The organism is Vibrio sp. F13 (assembly GCF_020806305.2).
GTDB classification, from domain to species: Bacteria; Pseudomonadota; Gammaproteobacteria; order Enterobacterales; family Vibrionaceae; genus Vibrio; species Vibrio crassostreae_C.
In genome coordinates, this window is the sequence record NZ_CP170175.1 from 396,925 (window position 1) to 416,578 (window position 19,654).

Annotated in this window: 16 protein-coding genes; 7 read left to right on the forward strand and 9 right to left on the reverse strand. The window is 44.4% G+C overall.

The genetic code is table 11. The features are described from left to right. Nucleotides 1–39 precede the first annotated feature (39 nt). The gene (locus LMH68_RS01810; protein WP_004734731.1) at nucleotides 40–225 is read right to left on the reverse strand and encodes a hypothetical protein; all 186 of its coding nucleotides are present in this window, start codon (nucleotides 223–225) and stop codon (nucleotides 40–42) included. A gap of 164 nt (nucleotides 226–389) precedes the next feature. Beyond that, nucleotides 390–1,907: a fumarate hydratase gene (locus tag LMH68_RS01815; RefSeq protein ID WP_017068776.1), complete on the reverse strand. Its 1,518-nt coding sequence runs from the start codon at nucleotides 1,905–1,907 to the stop codon at nucleotides 390–392. A gap of 254 nt (nucleotides 1,908–2,161) precedes the next feature. Here LMH68_RS01815 and pabB point away from each other — a divergent pair, with 254 nt between their 5' ends. Further along, nucleotides 2,162–3,541 (forward strand): aminodeoxychorismate synthase component I, encoded by a 1,380-nt coding sequence (gene pabB / locus LMH68_RS01820; RefSeq protein ID WP_102428580.1) that lies wholly within the window; start codon nucleotides 2,162–2,164, stop codon nucleotides 3,539–3,541. Nucleotides 3,542–3,703: 162 nt separating this feature from the next. Here pabB and LMH68_RS01825 read toward each other — a convergent pair whose 3' ends face one another. Together LMH68_RS01825 and LMH68_RS01830 are read right to left on the reverse strand one after the other, a co-directional pair. After that, nucleotides 3,704–5,422, reverse strand: a complete 1,719-nt coding sequence (locus LMH68_RS01825; protein WP_229647227.1) for an ATP-binding protein — start codon at nucleotides 5,420–5,422, stop codon at nucleotides 3,704–3,706. 1 nt (nucleotide 5,423) lies between these two features. Then, on the reverse strand, nucleotides 5,424–5,966 hold the full coding sequence (locus tag LMH68_RS01830) for a heme NO-binding domain-containing protein (protein WP_017060423.1): 543 nt from the start codon (nucleotides 5,964–5,966) through the stop codon (nucleotides 5,424–5,426). 303 nt (nucleotides 5,967–6,269) lie between these two features. Here LMH68_RS01830 and LMH68_RS01835 point away from each other — a divergent pair, with 303 nt between their 5' ends. The 3 genes from LMH68_RS01835 (at nucleotide 6,270) to LMH68_RS01845 (ending at nucleotide 9,914) form a co-directional block, all read left to right on the forward strand. Continuing rightward, the gene (locus tag LMH68_RS01835; RefSeq protein WP_102333204.1) at nucleotides 6,270–6,869 is read left to right on the forward strand and encodes a CoA pyrophosphatase; all 600 of its coding nucleotides are present in this window, start codon (nucleotides 6,270–6,272) and stop codon (nucleotides 6,867–6,869) included. Nucleotides 6,870–7,178: 309 nt separating this feature from the next. Then, the gene (locus LMH68_RS01840; RefSeq protein ID WP_229647226.1) at nucleotides 7,179–8,432 is read left to right on the forward strand and encodes an aromatic amino acid transport family protein; all 1,254 of its coding nucleotides are present in this window, start codon (nucleotides 7,179–7,181) and stop codon (nucleotides 8,430–8,432) included. Between the two features lie 120 nt (nucleotides 8,433–8,552). Continuing rightward, nucleotides 8,553–9,914, forward strand: coding sequence for an L-serine ammonia-lyase (locus LMH68_RS01845; RefSeq protein WP_017060420.1), 1,362 nt, complete (start codon nucleotides 8,553–8,555; stop codon nucleotides 9,912–9,914). A gap of 120 nt (nucleotides 9,915–10,034) precedes the next feature. Here the strand turns inward: LMH68_RS01845 and LMH68_RS01850 are convergent, their stop codons facing one another. Together LMH68_RS01850 and LMH68_RS01855 are read right to left on the reverse strand one after the other, a co-directional pair. Beyond that, nucleotides 10,035–11,177 (reverse strand): amino acid permease, encoded by a 1,143-nt coding sequence (locus LMH68_RS01850; protein WP_017060419.1) that lies wholly within the window; start codon nucleotides 11,175–11,177, stop codon nucleotides 10,035–10,037. Nucleotides 11,178–11,258: 81 nt separating this feature from the next. Continuing rightward, a complete protein-coding gene (locus LMH68_RS01855) occupies nucleotides 11,259–11,456 on the reverse strand; it encodes a hypothetical protein (RefSeq protein ID WP_048611631.1) in 198 nt (65 codons plus the stop codon). 501 nt (nucleotides 11,457–11,957) lie between these two features. On the opposite strand from LMH68_RS01855, the gene LMH68_RS01860 reads away from it, so the two are divergent. After that, complete coding sequence (locus tag LMH68_RS01860) at nucleotides 11,958–13,580, forward strand: methyl-accepting chemotaxis protein (protein ID WP_229647225.1); 1,623 nt, start codon at nucleotides 11,958–11,960, stop codon at nucleotides 13,578–13,580. Nucleotides 13,581–13,666: 86 nt separating this feature from the next. Here LMH68_RS01860 and LMH68_RS01865 read toward each other — a convergent pair whose 3' ends face one another. Continuing rightward, nucleotides 13,667–15,157, reverse strand: coding sequence for a SulP family inorganic anion transporter (locus tag LMH68_RS01865; protein ID WP_229647224.1), 1,491 nt, complete (start codon nucleotides 15,155–15,157; stop codon nucleotides 13,667–13,669). 557 nt (nucleotides 15,158–15,714) lie between these two features. Between LMH68_RS01865 and asnS the strand changes: the two genes are divergently transcribed. Then, entirely contained in the window at nucleotides 15,715–17,115 is a 1,401-nt protein-coding gene (gene asnS, locus LMH68_RS01870) for an asparagine--tRNA ligase (protein ID WP_017060416.1), read from the forward strand. Nucleotides 17,116–17,248: 133 nt separating this feature from the next. Here the strand turns inward: asnS and LMH68_RS01875 are convergent, their stop codons facing one another. Both LMH68_RS01875 and LMH68_RS01880 read right to left on the reverse strand, forming a co-directional pair. Beyond that, nucleotides 17,249–17,455 carry a hypothetical protein gene (locus tag LMH68_RS01875; protein ID WP_004734707.1) on the reverse strand — a complete coding sequence of 69 codons (207 nt, stop codon included), beginning with the start codon at nucleotides 17,453–17,455 and terminating at the stop codon, nucleotides 17,249–17,251. A 127-nt stretch (nucleotides 17,456–17,582) separates the two neighbouring features. Beyond that, the gene (locus LMH68_RS01880; RefSeq protein WP_017065418.1) at nucleotides 17,583–18,986 is read right to left on the reverse strand and encodes a PLP-dependent aminotransferase family protein; all 1,404 of its coding nucleotides are present in this window, start codon (nucleotides 18,984–18,986) and stop codon (nucleotides 17,583–17,585) included. 218 nt (nucleotides 18,987–19,204) lie between these two features. Here LMH68_RS01880 and LMH68_RS01885 point away from each other — a divergent pair, with 218 nt between their 5' ends. Beyond that, the gene (locus LMH68_RS01885; RefSeq protein WP_017060414.1) at nucleotides 19,205–19,504 is read left to right on the forward strand and encodes a hypothetical protein; all 300 of its coding nucleotides are present in this window, start codon (nucleotides 19,205–19,207) and stop codon (nucleotides 19,502–19,504) included. Nucleotides 19,505–19,654 lie beyond the last annotated feature (150 nt).

Here is a 19,654-nt window from a genome sequence, read left to right on the forward strand (position 1 = left end):
TAATCAGGGGCTTTAGAATTTTTGCACGATATCCGACGTCTAATCGTCTTCAATCAACTTGTAGATAACAAACAGTGCAATCTCTGCAATTAGCCAAAGCGCACATGTAATCGTCACGTATTTATTATCAAAGATACTGATCCCTTTCAAGATCAGGTCGTAGCCAACAAAAGCACCAATCACCACTGCCAAGATAATCTGTAGGATCTGAATAAAACGAGGCATTCCTCTCTCCTATGTTCTTATATCAAACTATGTGTTTATCACTATATCATTGATAATAAGACAAAAGTGCAGATAATGCTGCACTTTTGTCTTTAACTTTCTGTCAAAAATTGCAATTCAAACGCTGAAGTTAGCGACAATTACGATTTTTTGGCGTCGATTAATTACGCTTTCTCAGCTTCAGCAATCTTCACTTTCCACGTGTCAGGGCCGATCTGGTGTGCGTTCACGCCGTTAGAGTCAACCGCTACCGTTACAGGCATATCTTCAACTTCAAACTCGTAAATCGCTTCCATACCGAGATCTTCAAACGCAACAACGCGTGCTTTTTTAATTGCTTTTGCGACTAAATAAGCTGCACCACCAACCGCCATTAGGTAAACCGCTTTGTGCTCTTTGATTGATTCAACCGTTGCAGGGCCACGTTCCGCTTTACCGATCATGCCCATAATGCCAGTTTCGTTCAGCATCATGTCAGTGAACTTATCCATACGTGTTGAAGTTGTTGGGCCCGCAGGACCTACCGCTTCATCACCTACAGCATCAACAGGACCCACGTAGTAAATGAACTTACCTTTGAAATCAACGCCAGCTGGTAAGCCTTCGCCGCTTTCTAGCATGCCTTGAATACGTTTATGAGCAGCATCACGACCGGTTAAGATCTTACCTGACAGAAGAACCGTTTCGCCGGTCTTCCACTCTTGTACGTCTTCTTTAGTCACTTCATCAAGGTTAACACGACGTGTATTTGCGCCCGCTTCCCAAGTGATGTCTGGCCACTCTTCTAACTTAGGTGGCGTTAGCTCTGCTGGGCCGCTGCCATCTAGTGTGAAGTGAACGTGACGCGTTGCTGCACAGTTCGGGATCAAACATACAGGCTTAGAAGCAGCATGAGTTGGTGCTGTTTTGATTTTTACATCAACCACAGTAGTGAGACCGCCAAGACCTTGTGCACCAATGCCAAGCTTGTTTACACGGTTGAAGATGTCTAAACGAAGCTCTTCTTCTGCGTTCTCAGGACCTTTCTCGATAAGCTCTTGGATATCGATGTGTTCCATCAAAGATTCTTTCGCTAGCACAGCTGCTTTCTCAGCCGTACCGCCGATGCCTATACCTAGCATACCCGGTGGACACCAGCCTGCACCCATTGTTGGCAGCGTCTTCTCTACCCATTCTGCAATATCATCAGAAGGGTTCAGCATAACCATCTTGGTTTTGTTCTCAGAACCGCCGCCCTTAGCCGCGATTTGAATTTCAACTTTGTTGCCTGGAACCATATTAATGTGGACAACCGCTGGTGTGTTGTCTTTGGTATTAATACGCTTACCTGCAGGGTCCATTAGGACAGATGCACGCAATGGGTTATCTGGGTTGTTGTAAGCTTGACGAACGCCTTCATCAACCATCTGTTGTACTGTTTGATCCGTTTCCCACCTAACATCCATACCGATGTTCACGAAACAAGTAACAATACCCGTATCCTGACAAATTGGACGATGGCCTTCCGCAGACATGCGCGAGTTGATAAGAATCTGAGCGATCGCATCTTTAGCTGCTTGGCTCTCTTCTTTCTCGTACGCTTTTTCTAGGGCTTGGACAAAGTCTAAAGGGTGATAATAAGAAATGTACTGAAGTGCGTCAGCGACACTGCTGATCACATCTTGCTTACGAATAACCGTCATTGCATGCCTCTTTATTGTTCTGGTTCCATGTGGGTTCACAGTTTGACTATATGTGCCAAATCGAATTAGGTGGTTTAGCTTTTTATTGTGTTGAGCTGTATTTAGTTGCTTTAGCAATCGCTTGCATAGCTTTAAACTAAACCACTTGGATTACTCCGTTCTAATCAAGAACCCATTTTATTTTCAATTTATGATACTCTTGCTTCCTCTCACACGCCATGCAGTGATCGAACTCTTTGTCACAAATTAAACAAATGAATAACAACGAATTTCGCTCTATCCAAATCAAGCCGCTTGAATATCAATCAACTTTAGCTAAACAGCTGTTTTCCCATATTGAAAACCTGCCGTGGGCAATGCTATTACGCTCCGCTTCAGAAAGCCACGTTGATAGTCGATACGATATTTTAGTTGCTCAACCCATCGCCACCTTCGAGACAATCGGTGCAGAAACGACCGTTAATGTTAATGAGACGTGCGAGGTTTCAGACTCTGATCCTTTCGAACTACTCGACCAATATCAGCAACAATTATTGCCTGCGACTAAAGAGCACACTCAGTTGCCATTCGTTGGCGGCGCTTTAGGCTATTTTAGCTATGATTTAGGGCGCAGAGTCGAGACACTTCCATCACTCGCAAAGCGTGATATTGAAGCACCTGACATGGCAGTTGGCTTGTATGAATGGGCTGTTATCGTTGACCACCAATTGAAAACGGCGTGTATTGTCGGTAGCAATATCGATGAACATCATGATTGGCTAATGCAGCAGATGGCTCAATCACACCTATCACATGCGCCCTTTGGGTTAACCACACCGTGGCAATCCAATATGAGCGAAGAGAGCTACGCCACTAAGTTCGATAGTGTTCAAGAGTACCTGTTATCCGGGGACTGCTATCAGATTAACTTAGCTCAGCGCTTCAATGCCCAATACCAAGGTAGTGAATGGCTGGCTTATGACAAGTTAGAACAGTACAACTCAGCGCCCTTTTCGGGTTTTATCCGTTTGGCCGACTGCGCAATCATCAGTGTTTCGCCAGAGCGTTTCTTAGAACTCAAAGACAACGTCATTGAAACCAAGCCAATCAAAGGCACACGACCTCGTTCTGAGGACCCGATGATTGATAATGCCAACGCGCAAGACCTAGCAAGCGCCGATAAAGATGAGGCGGAAAACTTGATGATCGTCGACCTACTTCGTAATGACATTGGCCGAGTAGCAAAACCGGGCACAGTGCATGTACCAAAGCTCTTCGATATTGAAAGCTTCCCTGCCGTGCACCACTTAGTGAGCACGATACGAGCGGACCTTGATGACCAATACTCTGCAACTGACCTTCTGAGAGCCTGTTTCCCTGGAGGATCGATTACTGGCGCACCAAAAGTTCGCGCGATGCAGATCATTGAAGAGTTAGAACCGCATCGACGTTCAGCGTACTGCGGCAGTATTGGCTACATCAGCCGAAATGGCAGAATGGATACCAGTATTACCATTCGTACATTAGTCGCCGAGAACAACACGCTTTATGCTTGGGCTGGCGGTGGTGTGGTATTTGATAGTGATTGTGCTTCTGAATACCAAGAAACACTGGATAAGCTGAGTCGAATTCTACCGGTACTTGAAGATTGCTAAACCTAGTGTCATTAACTGCGAGTTCCGCGACTTAATGACGAGTTCCGTAGCTTAACGGCTAGCAAAAGTTCGATATAAAAAGAAACCGAAGGATCGTAAGATCACTTCGGTTTTTTAGTCTGTAAGTTAGAGTACATAACTCACAACGCTTTATTCGCGTGTTTAAGCGACCTTCACCGCAGAGACACCCCACTTCTTAAGCATCTCTTTCAGATCGTTGGCGGTGTAAGGTTTACTCAAAATGTCATCCATCCCACACTGAATACAACGTTCGCGTTCTTCAAGTGTCGTTCCGGCGGTCAGAGCCACAATAGATTTAACGTAACCCTTCTCTCTTAGCTTCTCTGTTGCTTCAAACCCGTCCATAACAGGCATTCTGCAATCCATGAATACAATATCGTATTCATTGTCTGACGCGAGTTCAAACCCTTCGACACCATTGCTTGCGATAGCAGGTTCAATCTCATGTTTACGAAGCATTTGCTGGATGATGATCTGGTTCATCTTGATATCATCAACCACCAGCACTTTAAGTAGTGACAATTCCGCTTCAGACTCAAAGCCCTTGGCGACACTATCACTCTCTGCCGGAACATCGACAACTTGAAGAGGAATCGAGATGGTAAAGGTCGTGCCTGAGCCAACAACACTGGTCACCCCAATATCGCCATTCATCAAAGCCACCAGTTTGCGACAAATCGCTAAGCCAAGCCCGGTGCCCTCATAGTTTCGGCTACTTGAGCTATCTGCCTGTGTAAAAGGTTCAAATAGCGTCTTATGTGCTGATTCAGCAATTCCGACTCCGGTATCTTCTACAGAGAAAACAAATTGGTTTTTGTCCCACTCAATATCAACATTCACATGCCCTTCTTCTGTAAATTTAATCGCATTACCTATTAAGTTCACAAACAGTTGTGTGATGCGCTCTAAATCGCCTTGGAAATGGGAGGGAACGTTTGACGTAACACTGATATTGAATTCGAGCTGCTTCTCAATTGCTCGATTGACGAAGATGCTTTCAATCGTGTTTCTCAAATCACGTAGGGCAAATTTCTTTGGAATAAGCTCCAACATCCCTGCATTGATTTTGCTGTAATCCAATAGATCATTAATGATGGTTCGGAGAAACTCTCCAGATTGGCTCAGGTTGTTCACTATCTCACGCTGAGAGCTATTCAGTTCGGTATCACTGATCAACTCGGCACTGCCTAGTAAGCCATTAAGTGGAGTTCTTAACTCATGATTAATCATGGCCACAAAGTCACGCGTTGCCCTTTCGGACTCTTCCGCTCGTTTACGTGATTCAATATTTCGGTTGATTGCTAGTTGATGGGTTAAGGCACTGCAGATAAGGTCCGTGACCAACAACAGTTGGCTTTGGATAAACTCGTAGTCTTGGTCTAACAACCTGACTCTGACGATTAACGCACCAACTATGACTTTTTCAACCTCTAAGGGCACGGTCAGTAGGTTGTCTTGCCAATGAGGTTCTTGAATGTCTTGCTCTAACACCTCGACAGTCTCATCGCCATAATCATAGGTCTGTAACTGAGGGATGAGCTTGGGAGGTAGAATCAAACGACTGGCTTCGATTAAGTAACTGTTAGTCACGTTGGTCGTTAGTTCAGATAGCATGACATCATCGAGATCATTTCTTAGAAACGCGCGCCCAAAATCAATCAACAGGTTGTCGATTTGTTCTTGGAATTCAATGCGGCGTATATTCGCGTTGGAGCGCTTTTCTAACTGACGCAAAGCAAGCTCAAGCTGTTGGTTAGCCTCGAACAGTTCGAGGCTCTTCTGTTCCAACAATCCTTCAGCCGCTTTCCTTGCCGCGATTTGACGCTTAAGCTTCTTCTCTAGGGCAGATGCCAGATCCATATTACTTTTCTACTTTGAGATTAAACCTAACCACGCTTTGGTCATCATTTTGTGGCGTCATCTCCACCGCGATAGATTCACCGTGGTATTCAGCACATCCTTCAATAAGCCCTAAGCAAACATGAGACATACACCTTGCGCTTTTGTAGTCAAAAACAAGTTGTGCTTCGGTCGTGGTGATAAAACTGAATTCAGGTGGCTCAGCATCCGGATAGAGCTTCTTCACTTCAACATGAATGTAACGCTCTACGTGCTGAATAAATTGAAAGGTGGTATTGCTGTGAGCAAGGCTCGCTTTATTCGGTAATGAGGCCAGTAAGTTCTTAAATACAGACTGCCCAAACACGCGTTGCAAGCTTGCCGCATCAATATCGGTTTTCTTACTCAAGTTGATAATCAACCTGACAAGGTCTTTGTGGTCGTAACTGCCGACCGACGTATAGATCCCTTCATCTTCTGACATTTCTAGAACTTCTTCCAAAAGCTCTAGCCCAAACTTGTCTTCAACAAGCTCTAAAAATTCGGTGAATATGATTCCTTTCATCTCATACCTTTTCTTCTATTTCTTTTTAGAATGGTCCACTAAGTTATTGTTATCAAATTCTTAAACAAAAAATCTACGTTTCGTCACCCAATTTTATGACATCGATAACGCTTACTCGCCTGTATGCACATATTGAATATAGCAAAAATCGTCATTTTGAGGAGATTCATCGGTAAACAGCCCCTCATGACGCCCAATTAATAACTAAAAGAGGGAAAGTGAATGAAGAAAAACTCAATATTGGTAATCAACCCACGGTTATGTCTATAATTAAAATCATAATAATCAATATATTGGCTTGATATGAATAAAGAAAACTTCCTTCAGCAATTCCAACTTAACCCTACCGTTGGCTATCACCCAGAGTCAGTAGAGCGTGTTTCGCACATCAGTGGCGAGCAATTACGTAAAGCGGCAGTGGTGGTAGGTTTAGTTGAAAGAGAAGATGGTTTACATGTCATTTTTACTAAAAGAGCGGCTCATTTAAAGCATCACCCCGGCCAAGTCAGCTTTCCTGGTGGTAAACACGAACTTTCTGACCCTTCTATGCAATTCACTGCACTCAGAGAGCTCCATGAGGAGGTGGGAATTCGATCGGATCAAGTTAAAATTGTTGGGCAATTACCTGCATTGAGTACTATTAGTAAATTTTCTGTGACGCCGATTGTTGCCATGGTCGATCCTGACTATAAAGCCATCATCGATGAGAACGAAGTTGCCTCAATTTTTGAGGTGCCCGCTACCTATGTTTTAGACCAAGCCAAGTTACACAGCCACACTGTTAACTTTAAACAAATCAAGCATCGAGTTTTTGCTATGCCCTTCCAAGAGCACCTAATTTGGGGCGTTACGGCGCAAATCATCCATTCACTGCAGCAACATGTAGTGCAACAAATTACATAGCAACTACGTTTTGTTTAATCTCTGTTAACAAAATCCAGACTTTCTATGGAACAGATTTATTAATGCAATTTTACGCAAACGTTTCCCTGGTATAAATCTATACAACCCCGCCTTTCGCATAAATAAAAGTAATACCAAGCATAAACATAAATCACCTGTGGCACGCTATTTTCGTGATCAAAAATCCGTTTTTCGCATATCATGTGACACGCCGTTTCATTACATGATTTAGATCTATTTTTTGCAGAAGAAAATTCTGCAGAATTAGCCCCGACTTATTTCCTGTTCCCAAAAAATGAGTAATTTAACATGAACACAACAACTTCTTCGGCAAATGCCGTTAAAGATTCAAGCAAGTTTAACTATAAAGATTTTACCTGGTGTTTATCACTATTCGGTACAGCAGTTGGTGCTGGCGTACTATTCCTTCCAATCAAAGCTGGTGCGGGTGGTTTTTGGCCATTAGTTATCCTAGCTCTAATCGCGGCACCAATGACTTGGTTCGCACACAAATCTCTAGCTCGTTTCGTACTGTCTGCTAAAAACCCTGAAGCTGATATTACAGACACAGTTGAAGAGCACTTCGGTAAGACTGGCGCAAACATTATTACTTTTGCTTACTTCTTCGCTATCTACCCGATCGTTCTTATCTACGGTGTTGGTATCACAAACACAGTTGATTCTTTCCTAGTAAACCAAATGGGTATGGAATCTATTCCACGTCCTCTTCTTTCTGGTGCACTTATCCTTGCTATGACAGCAGGTGTTGTATTCGGTAAAGAGCTGATGCTTAAAGCAACTTCAGCAATGGTTTACCCACTAGTATTCATCCTACTAGCGCTATCTTTTTACCTAGTTCCTGATTGGAACACTTCAATGATGGACGTAAGCCCAGAATGGTCAACAATGCCTTCTATTATCTGGCTTGCTATTCCAATCATCGTGTTCTCTTTCAACCACAGCCCAATCATTTCACAGTTCTCTAAAGAGCAACGTCGTGTATACGGTGAAGACGCAGTTAAGAAAACTGACGCGATCACTGGCGGCGCAGCAATGATGCTGATGGGTTTTGTAATGTTCTTCGTATTCTCTGTAGTGCTTTCTCTATCTCCAGAGCAACTAGCAACAGCACAAGCACAAAACATCTCTGTTCTTTCTTACCTAGCTAATGTTCACGAGTCTCCACTTATCTCTTACATGGGTCCTCTTGTAGCGTTTGCAGCGATTACTTCTAGCTACTTCGGTCACTTCCTAGGTGCTCACGAAGGTCTTGTTGGTCTAATCAAGTCTCGCTCTGGTTCTTCAGTAAGCACTATCGAAAAAGCATCTCTAGCGTTCATCGTTGTTACTACTTGGATTGTTGCGGTAGTTAACCCAAGTATCCTAGGTATGATTGAAACAATGGGTGCTCCAATGATTGCAGCTATCCTGTTCCTAATGCCTGTATTCGCGATGCAAAAAGTACCAGCAATGGCTAAGTACAAAACTTCAGCACCTGTACAAATCTTTACAGCTTTATGTGGTCTAGCGGCTATTAGTTCTGTAATCTACGGCGCTCTTTAATCTCAAGCCCTTTTTATAAGATGGCATCCATCTTATATCACGAGATTAGACAAAAAATATAATGATAATAAATGAGCCTCCCTACTCCCCTTGGGAGGCTCTCTTTTTGAGGTAATCGCTATGATTAGTGTATTTGATATCTATAAAATCGGTGTTGGTCCATCGAGCTCACACACAGTTGGACCAATGAAAGCGGGTAAAGAATTTATTGATGACCTACGTTCAATGGGAAAATTGCGCGACATCACTAAAATCACCGTGGACGTATATGGATCACTATCACTGACAGGGAAAGGTCACCACACAGATATCGCAATCATCATGGGTCTTGCTGGCAATACTCCTGAGCGTGTTGATATCGATTCTATTGCTGGCTTCATTGCTCGCGTAGAAGAAACTGAGCGCCTTCCTGTTGGCATGCACTGTCATACAGTATCGTTCCCACGCGATGGCGGTATGAACTTCCACACTAGCAACCTTTCTCTACACGAGAACGGCATGAGCATTCATGCATGGGTTGGTGATGAAGTTGCATACTCAAAAACGTACTACTCAATTGGTGGCGGTTTCATCGTTGACGAAGAGAACTTCGGCAAAGAAGAAGAAAACCCAATCAAAGCACCTTACGAATTCACAACAGCTGAAGAGCTGGTTAATCAGTGCAAAGAAAGCGGTCTTTCTATCAGTACACTGGTTATGAAAAACCAAGCAGCGTTCCACTCAGACGAAGAGTCTCGCACTTACTTCGCTAACATCTGGAAAACTATGCGTGAGTGTATGGATCGCGGTATGAATACTGAAGGTATCCTGCCTGGTCCACTACGTGTTCCTCGCCGTGCAGCAGCACTTCGCCAACAGCTAATGACTTCAGAAAAAACAACCAATGATCCAATGTCGGTTGTTGACTGGGTAAACATGTTTGCTTTCGCAGTAAACGAAGAAAATGCAGCTGGCGGCCGTGTAGTAACGGCACCAACAAACGGCGCATGTGGCATCATCCCTGCTGTATTGGCTTACTACGATAAGTTCATCCAAACAGTGACAGAGAAAGATTACATCCGTTACTTCGCAGCTTCTGGCGCGATCGGTGGTCTTTACAAGCGTAACGCTTCAATCTCTGGTGCTGAAGTTGGCTGTCAGGGTGAAGTTGGTGTGGCATGCTCTATGGCTGCTGCTGGTCTTGCTGAGCTTATGGGTGGTAGCCCTGAGCAAGTATGTATGGCTGCAGAAATCGGCATGGAGCACAACCTAGGTCTAACATGTGACCCAGTTGCTGGCCAAGTACAAGTACCATGTATCGAGCGTAACGGTATTGCTGCAGTTAAAGCAATCAACTCGACTCGTATGGCGCTTCGTCGCTCTTCTGCTCCTACTGTTTCTCTAGATAAAGTTATCGAAACAATGCTAGAAACAGGTAAAGACATGAACGCTAAATACCGTGAGACATCTCAAGGTGGTTTGGCTGTTAAGGTTGTTTGTTAATCATTCTGAATTAATAAACCGATAATAAAAAAGGAACGCCGCGGCGTTCCTTTTTTTGTATCTGAAGCTTTTGGAGCTAAAGCTTGGTGACTGATTGATTCAACCGACCAAATTTTTTTGTTAAATCACTTGCGAGATAAGCAGGAAACAACCAAACAGCAGTGAGAACAACATCATTGCGCTGCCACCTTCTGCTCGGTATCGGTCATCAGCAACTTTCATGAAGCGCTGCTTGTGAACCATAACCAGAGGAACAAACACCGCTAGGAACACCAAGATGATGCCTGCGTAATTCAGCACTTGTAGGAACTTGTCTGCAGCAAGCAATGAACCCGCCAACGGCAAGATAAAGCTAATGCAGTACGTTACCGCTGTATTTTGGTTGAACATGTCTTTGTTCTGGTTGAACAACGCCATTGCTACGCCAAAGAAAGAAGTCAACAACGCCAAGCCAGTGAAGGTAGACAAGACGTTACCCACCCAAGGAGACTGAGCCTCAAACGCCGCCATCAAATCTGATACGTTCTCAAAGCTTCTGAATTGCTCTTCACTCAAGTTGCCCACTACCGCAAACAACCAACACAAGTAACACACTAATGGGATCAGAGAACCGATGATCACCATGTTACGCAGCTGTTTGTCTGTCGCTTCGTGGTTGTAAGAAACCAAGGTTGGAATCACCACCATAAAGCCAAAGCTCGTAAACAGGATGGCACTGGTTTTGATTAGGTCAACGTGGTCATGGCTGGTTACCTGCATCAAGTTTTCTTGAGTCATGCTCGGCGCTAAGAAGGCCATGGTTGCAAACAAACTAGCAAGCATCACGAAGAACAATGCTCGATTGAGCTTATCAATCACACCAGTACCACTTGCGACTACTGCGCCAGCAAGCAAGGTAAACACGGTTTGGCTGGTAGTCGCGGTAATTTCGACGCCAAAGTTAGACAGTAACTTACTCAGCAAGTCACCTGCGCCCAGAATGTAAGCCATTAATAGGCAAATCAACAACGCGTATAGCAAGCCGTTGGTAAGCAACTGACCTTGTTTACCCAAGGTTTTTCGGGCAATAGAGTTTAATCCTAGACCGCCACCCGCTTTGATGGTCGCTTCTAGAAGTAGTAATGCTGCGTAAGTCGTACCGAAGCAGATCAGTACCATAAGCAGTGTGCCGTAAAGCAATCCGAATTGAGCTAATACCATTGGGATCGCAAGCATACCAGCACCGAGAGCGGTACCAGCGATAATTAGGGAGCTACCCATCATTTTAATATTCATTGTTTTTAACTTATTTGTTTAGTTTTTATAGATGTGAGTCTTCGTTCATCGAGCGGATGACAAAGGAGTTCAGATAGAAATAAAGTTATAAAACGAATAACAATAGGAGCGATAAGCGGTAAAGAAGCGTGCAGAGACGTTGTCGAACAGGGCGTTCAAAGGGGAGCTTGTCTTAAAAGAGGTAAAACGAGAAGCGTGAGTAAGCATTAACTGATGTGGTGAACCTTCCGTAGGTTCAATAATCGGTGATGTAATCTTGAATTTCATGTATGTGTCCAATAAGTCACATTCCATAGTATTTGAAGCAGCGTATCCGTTGCTGCCCTACCTCTATCATAGAGGTCTTTTCATCTTATCGAATGAGCCTCGAAACACAACGCTATAACCACAATTTTTGCTATTAAATTGAACAAAACAACCATTTAGATATAAATTGACCACTAAGTCGTCTAAAACAATAGTCTTTATTGATAAAAGACAAGCGGACAAATACATCGAGCTAATTAACAACCTAGGCTTTTCTAATTATCAGCACAATCAAAACTCGATGCTGCACTTCAATTTTCCCAAAACAACAGTCTGTTTTAAGAACAGCGAGGAGCTTGAAGCGCGTTCCATTTCAACATCAGACACGACACAAACTCGCTACATCACAGAAACATAACCACAACCGGAGTGTGGTCACACAATTCGTTATACCCCATAGGTGGTAGGAATTCTTACTAGTACAGTATTTGCGTCATTATAATTAATAAAAACAAACACCTTATGCGCTCAACAATCACCTTTAAAATCCTAGTGGCCCTCGCCATCGTGTTCACCTTTTTGCTGGCAATATCGACCTATTTCCAATATTCGCAACAAAAGCAACTTGTAAACTCAGTGTTAAGTGAGCAGCTTCACGACAAAGCAAGTAACTACTTCGATAGCCTCAATATGATGATGCTCACCGGCACCATGGCACAAAAAGAGACCCTTCGTCAGAAAGCACTGGCTCAAGAAGGCATTGAAGACGTTCGTGTTTTACGCGCCGACGCTGTCAGCAAGTTATATGGCCCAGGTAATGACAACCAAACACCGGTTGACGATATTGATAAACGAGCGCTAGCGGGCGAAACCGTTATCGAACCTTTTTCTGCTGATTGGGGCAAAGGCTTGGTTATTGCTCTGCCAATGAAGTCGAGTGAAGATTACCGAGGAACCAATTGTGTCGCCTGTCATATGGCACCAGAAGGTGAAGTCTTGGGTGCGATTCGTCTCGAATATAACCTTAACCATGTTAACTCGCTGATTAACACTCAAACCATGGCTGCTATTGGCATTATGGCAGTGATCTCGTTTGCCGGATTTGTCCTTACGATGGGATTAATTCGTAAGATTATCGTGCGCCCGCTGCAACAGACTTCTCGCTTTATGACCCAAGTCAGCAACGATAAAAACCTATCCACTCGCCTGCCGGAACAAAGCAAGGATGAGATTGGCACGCTGGCTAACTCCATCAACTCGTTCATGGGAACCGTATCTGACAGCTTAGAAAAGGTACAAAGCACCTCGCACAAGTTAAATGCGTCTGCCAACCAACTGACTAGTGTCGCGCAAATTACCGAGCAAGCCGCCAGCGACCAGCAAAGCGAAACCGCAGAAGTGCAACACAATGTCGAAGGAATACAGGCACAGCAAGTCAATGTAGAACAAGCGACTTTAACAGCTTCAGAGCTTATCAATCACACCGCTGATGTGGCGTGTAAGAGTGCCAACCAAGCACACGAAGCAAGCAGTGAGATAAAAAACCTCGTTAGCAGCATAGAAGAAGTGAAACACAAAATACTGACACTCAATGAGCAAACCGGAGAGGTCTCTTCAATATTGAGTGTGATTCGTGGCATTGCTGACCAAACCAATCTTCTGGCCTTGAATGCAGCAATTGAAGCGGCACGTGCGGGAGAACAAGGTCGTGGGTTTGCGGTGGTGGCTGATGAAGTTCGCCATCTTGCATCACGAACCGCTGAAGCAACAGGCAGTATTGAGTCAATCATTCATCAGTTCCGGCAAGGCAGCGAAGAGTCGCTGACTTCTGCCGATCGCGTTTGCGAACAAGCCCATCAAAGCTCAACCGATATCGACGCACTTTCAATTGAAATGAATGGTGTGGTCGAAGAGATGAAACAGGTGCTGGCTCACGCACAGAATATTCAGCAGCAAACGCAATCCACCACACAAGCGACTCAAGATGTTCAACAAAAGGTTGAAACCATCACCTCTCACGCCAACAACACATCGCAATCCGCGGCTGAAACTCGCAACATCAGCAATGACTTAGAAGAGCTATCTGATCATCTTGAATCGCTGATTAATCAGTTTACTTTGTCGAGTACAAAGAAGAAGTCATAGATCGCCAACAAAAAAGCGCTCAACAATGAGCGCTTTATCTTCATAGCAACGTCTAATTCAGGCTTTAAAAGAACCGTAAACCAAGATTAGTGCGTAATGGAAACCGCGGTTAAGTCTTTATGCTTGTGATACATCGCGTGTTTGACTATCAGGTTCGCACTCACGCTATCCATTCCTGACACTTCAACGTAAGCCCCTTTTTTACGGAACTTGAACACAACCTTATCAAGCGCCTCGACCGAGGTATTATCTAAGAATGACGCATCCGATATATCGATGGTCACTAAAGAGGTCGCGTTGTCATAATCAAATAAGTCGACAAACGCATCTGACGAAGCAAAGAAGACATGGCCTTTTACTCGGTGAATGGTGTGCATTTCGTTTGTCACGACTTCATCGGATATAAACACCATGGATTTGCTGGCATGTGCATAAAACAGAGCCGACAGCACCACGCCAACCGCAACACCTATTGCTAAATTATGAGTAAACACCACCACCGCCACGGTTGCTAGCATGGTTACATTGGTTGGCAGTGTGTGATCTTTAAGCTCAACAATGGAACGCCATGAGAATGTGCCGATAGAAACCATGATCATCACAGACACTAAAGCGGCCATCGGTATCAGCTTCAACCAATCAGAAACAAACACCACCATTAGCAACAAAACCACCCCAGCGATCATGCTGGACAATCGGGTTAAGCCACCTGATTTGATGTTAATGATCGACTGACCGATCATTGCGCAGCCCGCCATTCCACCAAAAAGGGAAGCCACGATGTTCGCAACGCCCTGCCCTTTACACTCATTGTTTTTATTGCTTTCAGTATCAGTCAGGTCATCGACTATGGTCGCTGTCATCAAGGATTCCAACAAGCCAACCAGAGACAGAGCAATCGAATATGGCAGGATGGTTGCAAGCGTCTCAAACGTGAATGGAATATTAGGAATCAAGAACACAGGCAGTGAATCGGGAAGCTTGCCCATATCGCCAATCGTTCTCACATCTAAGCCGAAGAGCAAACTAATGATTGTCAGAGCAACAATCGCGACCAGTGGGGAAGGTATTGCACGACCAAACTTGGGAAAATAAGGAAGCAGATAAATGATCGCCAAACCCAAAGCGACTAACACGTAAACGCTTGACGGGAAGTTGATTAATTCAGGAAGTTGAGCCATGAAAATTAGAATGGCGAGCGCGTTAACAAATCCAGTAATCACCGATTTGGAAACGAAATTCATCAGGTTACCAAGCTTGAGATACCCAGCTGCGATCTGAATGACGCCAGCTAGAAATGAAGCGGCGAGTAGATATTCTAGTCCGTGCTCTCTCACTAAAGTGACCATTAGTAGCGCCATAGCGCCTGTTGCACCGGAAATCATTCCCGGACGACTGCCAACCAAAGCAGTGACGACACAAATACAGAACGAGGCATAGAGCCCTACTTTAGGGTCAACGCCTGCAATAATTGAAAATGCGATGGCTTCAGGGATCAATGCGAGTGCAACCACAATCCCAGATAATGAATCTCCTTTAACGTTTGATAACCAATGTTTTTTTAAATAATTAAGCATGTAATTCTCTTTTACTTGTACAGCCAGTCCTGCCTTGTTGAGACATAATTTGATCGACTGTTTTTCTTGAATGAGCGAGCGCTCGAAAAGTGCGGGTGTAGAGAGAATGCAGGGGTTAAGGCGGCGTAATTAACACGTAGATATTAAACTCCTCTTGTACTTTAGTGGGAAATTAAGAAGGTGATCAAGTCCAAAATGACTGAATCCGCGCCAATATAGAGTGAGTCTCAACACAATCACACTCCCATTATTGAAAACAAAGGTTTCGATTACGCCATGCTCGTTCAGCAGCTCACATAGGGTGAAAGGTAAGGCTGACGCTAAGATCGAACAAAAAACACACCCTCAAACCTATTTATCGTCAGTAGACACAATATTTCTTTCACCAAGCAAGAATAAAGGTTGAAGCTGTCGGTATGACAGGTAATATGTTCAATCGATTTAAAAAGTTTATACAACTTAATGTTTCGGCTAATTATTGTGCAAATGTATATTTATTTGCAGCAATGCCAGAGACTTTGAGTTGAATTTGTCCCTCAATGGAGAATGAAATCAACATGACTTACGCGCCTGTAACAGACGTACTTGGCGGCAAGCTAGCGGTAGACAGTGAAGTAACTGTTCGCGGCTGGATCCGTTCACGTCGTGATTCCAAAGCTGGAATCTCTTTCCTTGCCATTTATGACGGCTCTTGTTTCGACCCGATTCAGGCCGTGGTTCCTAATAATCTTAATAATTACGAAAACGAAGTATTAAAGCTAACAACTGGCTGCTCTGTTGAAGTAACGGGTAAGATTGTTGAGTCTCCTGCGAAAGGTCAAGACTTCGAACTAGCAGCAACTGACGTTAAAGTTGTAGGCTGGGTTGAAGACGCTGACACTTACCCAATGGCTAAGACGCGTCACTCTATCGAGTACCTTCGTGAAGTTGCTCACCTACGTCCACGTACAAACGTGATTGGCGCAGTAGCACGTGTACGTAACTGTCTATCTCAAGCGATTCACCGTTTCTACCACGAGCAAGGTTTCTTCTGGACTTCTGCTCCGCTTATTACTGCATCTGATGCAGAAGGCGCTGGTGAAATGTTCCGTGTTTCTACGCTAGACATGGAAAACCTACCACGCACTGAAAAAGGCGACGTAGACTTCAACGAAGATTTTTTCGGTAAAGAGACGTTCCTAACAGTATCTGGCCAACTTAATGCTGAAGCTTATGCTTGTGCACTAAGCAAGGTTTACACGTTCGGTCCTACGTTCCGTGCTGAAAACTCAAACACAAGCCGCCACCTAGCTGAGTTCTGGATGGTTGAGCCTGAAGTTGCGTTTGCAGACCTTAACGATGTAGCGAAACTGGCTGAAGACATGCTTAAGTACGTTTTCGCTGCTGTTCTTGAAGAGCGCCGCGACGACCTTGAATTCTTCGCTTCTCGCATCGACAAGCAAGCAATTACTCGTCTAGAGCAATTCGTTGACGCTGACTTCGCACAAGTTGACTACACTGACGCAATCCAAATCCTACTAGACTCTGGTAAGAAATTTGAGTTTGACGTTGAGTGGGGCATCGACATGTCTTCTGAGCATGAGCGTTACCTAGCTGAAGAGCACTTCAAAGCACCTGTTATCGTTAAGAACTACCCGAAAGACATCAAAGCTTTCTACATGCGCTTAAACGACGACGGCAAAACAGTTGCAGCAATGGACGTACTTGCACCAGGCATCGGTGAAATCATCGGTGGTGCACAACGTGAAGAGCGTCTAGACATTCTAGACGAGCGTATGATTGCTATGGGTATCGACCCTGAGCACATGAGCTGGTACCGCGACCTACGTAAATACGGTACAGTGCCACACGCTGGTTTCGGTCTTGGTTTCGAGCGTCTAGTATCTTACGTAACAGGTATGGGTAACGTTCGTGACGTGATTCCATTCCCACGTACACCACGCTCTGCAAACTTCTAATTCGAAACCTATTCGATATTAAAAGTTAAGAACAAACAAAAACCTCCGCACTTGCGGAGGTTTTTTTATGTTCGGAATAAAACGAGTCCAGATGCTTCTGCGTGCCACTATCTGAGACTCATTATTTCAAAAGCTAATCCACATCTTGGTCGATAGCGTATTTTATTGCAAGACCGCAAATTGCCATCATAACGAATGGGATCGCGGCAGTGGTGTATTCCGCCCACGCCATATCAGCGAATGCTTTTGCCAGCAGTACGTGGCCGAGAATAAGCAGAAGCGCACACACAATAGCGACAATAATCAGCTTAACTTCATTTCCCATAGTCATTTTCAACATAACGGTATCTCCAATATTTGGTCTACCGTTATTGAATCACAACTCTTTGGTCAATTAGGCGTACAGTTACCCCACAAACAACCCGTACAGTTGGAATGATTGTCTTTTTTATGAGGGACTTAAGGTTTTACGAGTGCGTAAGTTGATGTGCCAGTTTGCCAAGCCAGATGAGCGCCTGTTCTTTCTCTTCTGTCAGTTCATAAGAGAAGTTCAATCGTATCGCGTTATCCACTCTGCCATGCTCACTAAACAGATCGCCAGATGCAACGCTAATACCTTGTTCGATAGCCAGTTGATGAAACTGTTGGCTGTCGAATTTTTCAGAAAAGCGAATCCATATCAAGTAACCACCAGCCGGCTCTTCAATCTCTATTGAATGCGGAAAGTACTGCTTAATGACATCGATAAATCGCTCTTTCCTGACGACAAGGTTTTTACGCAGTTTACGAAGGTGATTGTCGTAGCTTTCATGCGTTAAGAAATGAGCGACACCAAGTTGAACAGGAGCGCTACTCGATAACGTAGAAAGAAGCTGTAACTTTTGAATCGCGTCGTTAAAACGCGTGTTCACAACCCACCCTACTCGATAACCAGGACACAAACTTTTTGAATACGACCCACAAAGCAAGACGGAATCGGTCTTATCGAAGGCCTTTAGTGGCTTCGGCTTATGCCCTTCGTAATAAAGATCGCCATACACGTCATCTTCAATAATGTAGGTTCCATGCTGTTCTGCAATCTCTACCACACGGCGCTTTGCCTGTTCCGACAAACTGGTTCCCGTTGGGTTTTGAAAAGTCGTCATCAGCCAACACGCTTTAACATCTTGGTTTTGTAGCGCGTTTTCAAACTGCTCTATATTCAACCCATTGATTGGGCAAACGTCCACTTCGATAGGGTTAAGCCCGAGCCTCTCGACAGCCTGCAGAGCACCATAGAAGGCGGGAGACTCAATCACGACGTTATCACCCGACTTGGTGACCGTTTGCAGGCTCAAGTTGAGCGCTTCCATAGCACCCGACGTAATCACGATGTCTTGATGATTAACCGTAATCCCTTGCTGCAGATAACGCTGTGCGATTTGCCTTCTCAAGGACTCACTGCCCGGTGGTAAATTATTTATCACACTCGCGCCAGTCATCTTCCTACCCGCGCTGGCAAGGTTTCGAGTCAAGGTAGGTAACGGGAAAAGGTCGGGATCTGGGAATGCAGAGCCGAAAGGAATCACACCTTCGGCTGAACTCGACTTCAAGAAATCAAATAAGCGGTCATTAATGGCTTTCTTTTCACTAACGAGTGGCTGTGCGTAGTCAACGCCGTCCAGCCTTGGCGCTACAAAGTAGCCCGACTGAGGTTTAGCGATGATCCACCCTTCGCTTTCTAGCAACTGGTAGGCTTGTAAGACAGTACTATTGCTGACGTTGTAATTTCGACAACTCATGCGTACCGAAGGGATCTTCTCTCCGGATCGCCACGTATTGTTGGCTATCTGAGTTCGAATATCCTTTGCAAGCTCTTCATAACGCGCCATCTAATTGTACTACCTAGAGAAATTCTGTGAGCCGGTGATTTTATCACTTACGCCAACAACTATTGCTGCTATCCATATGATCGCACCTAATTTCCACAATAGTGTGAATTGGTTCACAGATAACTTTGTAAGCTTTGCTAAGTTTGTACCCAAGGTAGGAGCTAAGTTGGCTTTCTACCTCAATAATTTGATGTAACCCAAAAACATGCGAGATAACAATGAAAAAAATAGAAGCAGACCAATTAAGTTATAAAGGAGAGTCAAACGGTGTTCACAGTTGGACAACACCGAGCGGTCAGCCATATTACTGGCACCCAGATTGGCTCCATATTGCTGAAGATGCGACAGGCTCACATCCAAAGCAAAAGATCGATGTCGAACAAGACCAAGCACCAACGGAAAAACACGCGGTGTCTGCTATTCTGAAACACATCAACCAATGGGCTGCAGACAAACTAGCGTCTCACCCTGAGATTGAAACCGGCTCAATCGAAGCTGAAATCAATCTCAAAAAGTAACGGGGTAAAGTAGATAGCAAACTCAATCACTCGCGATTCTAACCAGTACACAGACTGAATAGCCTCGAACCTCGACCGAGGCTATTCAAGTATCTTCATAAAAATGCTGCAATAACCCCCACCTAGCTAACAAATCTCTAACACAAACCA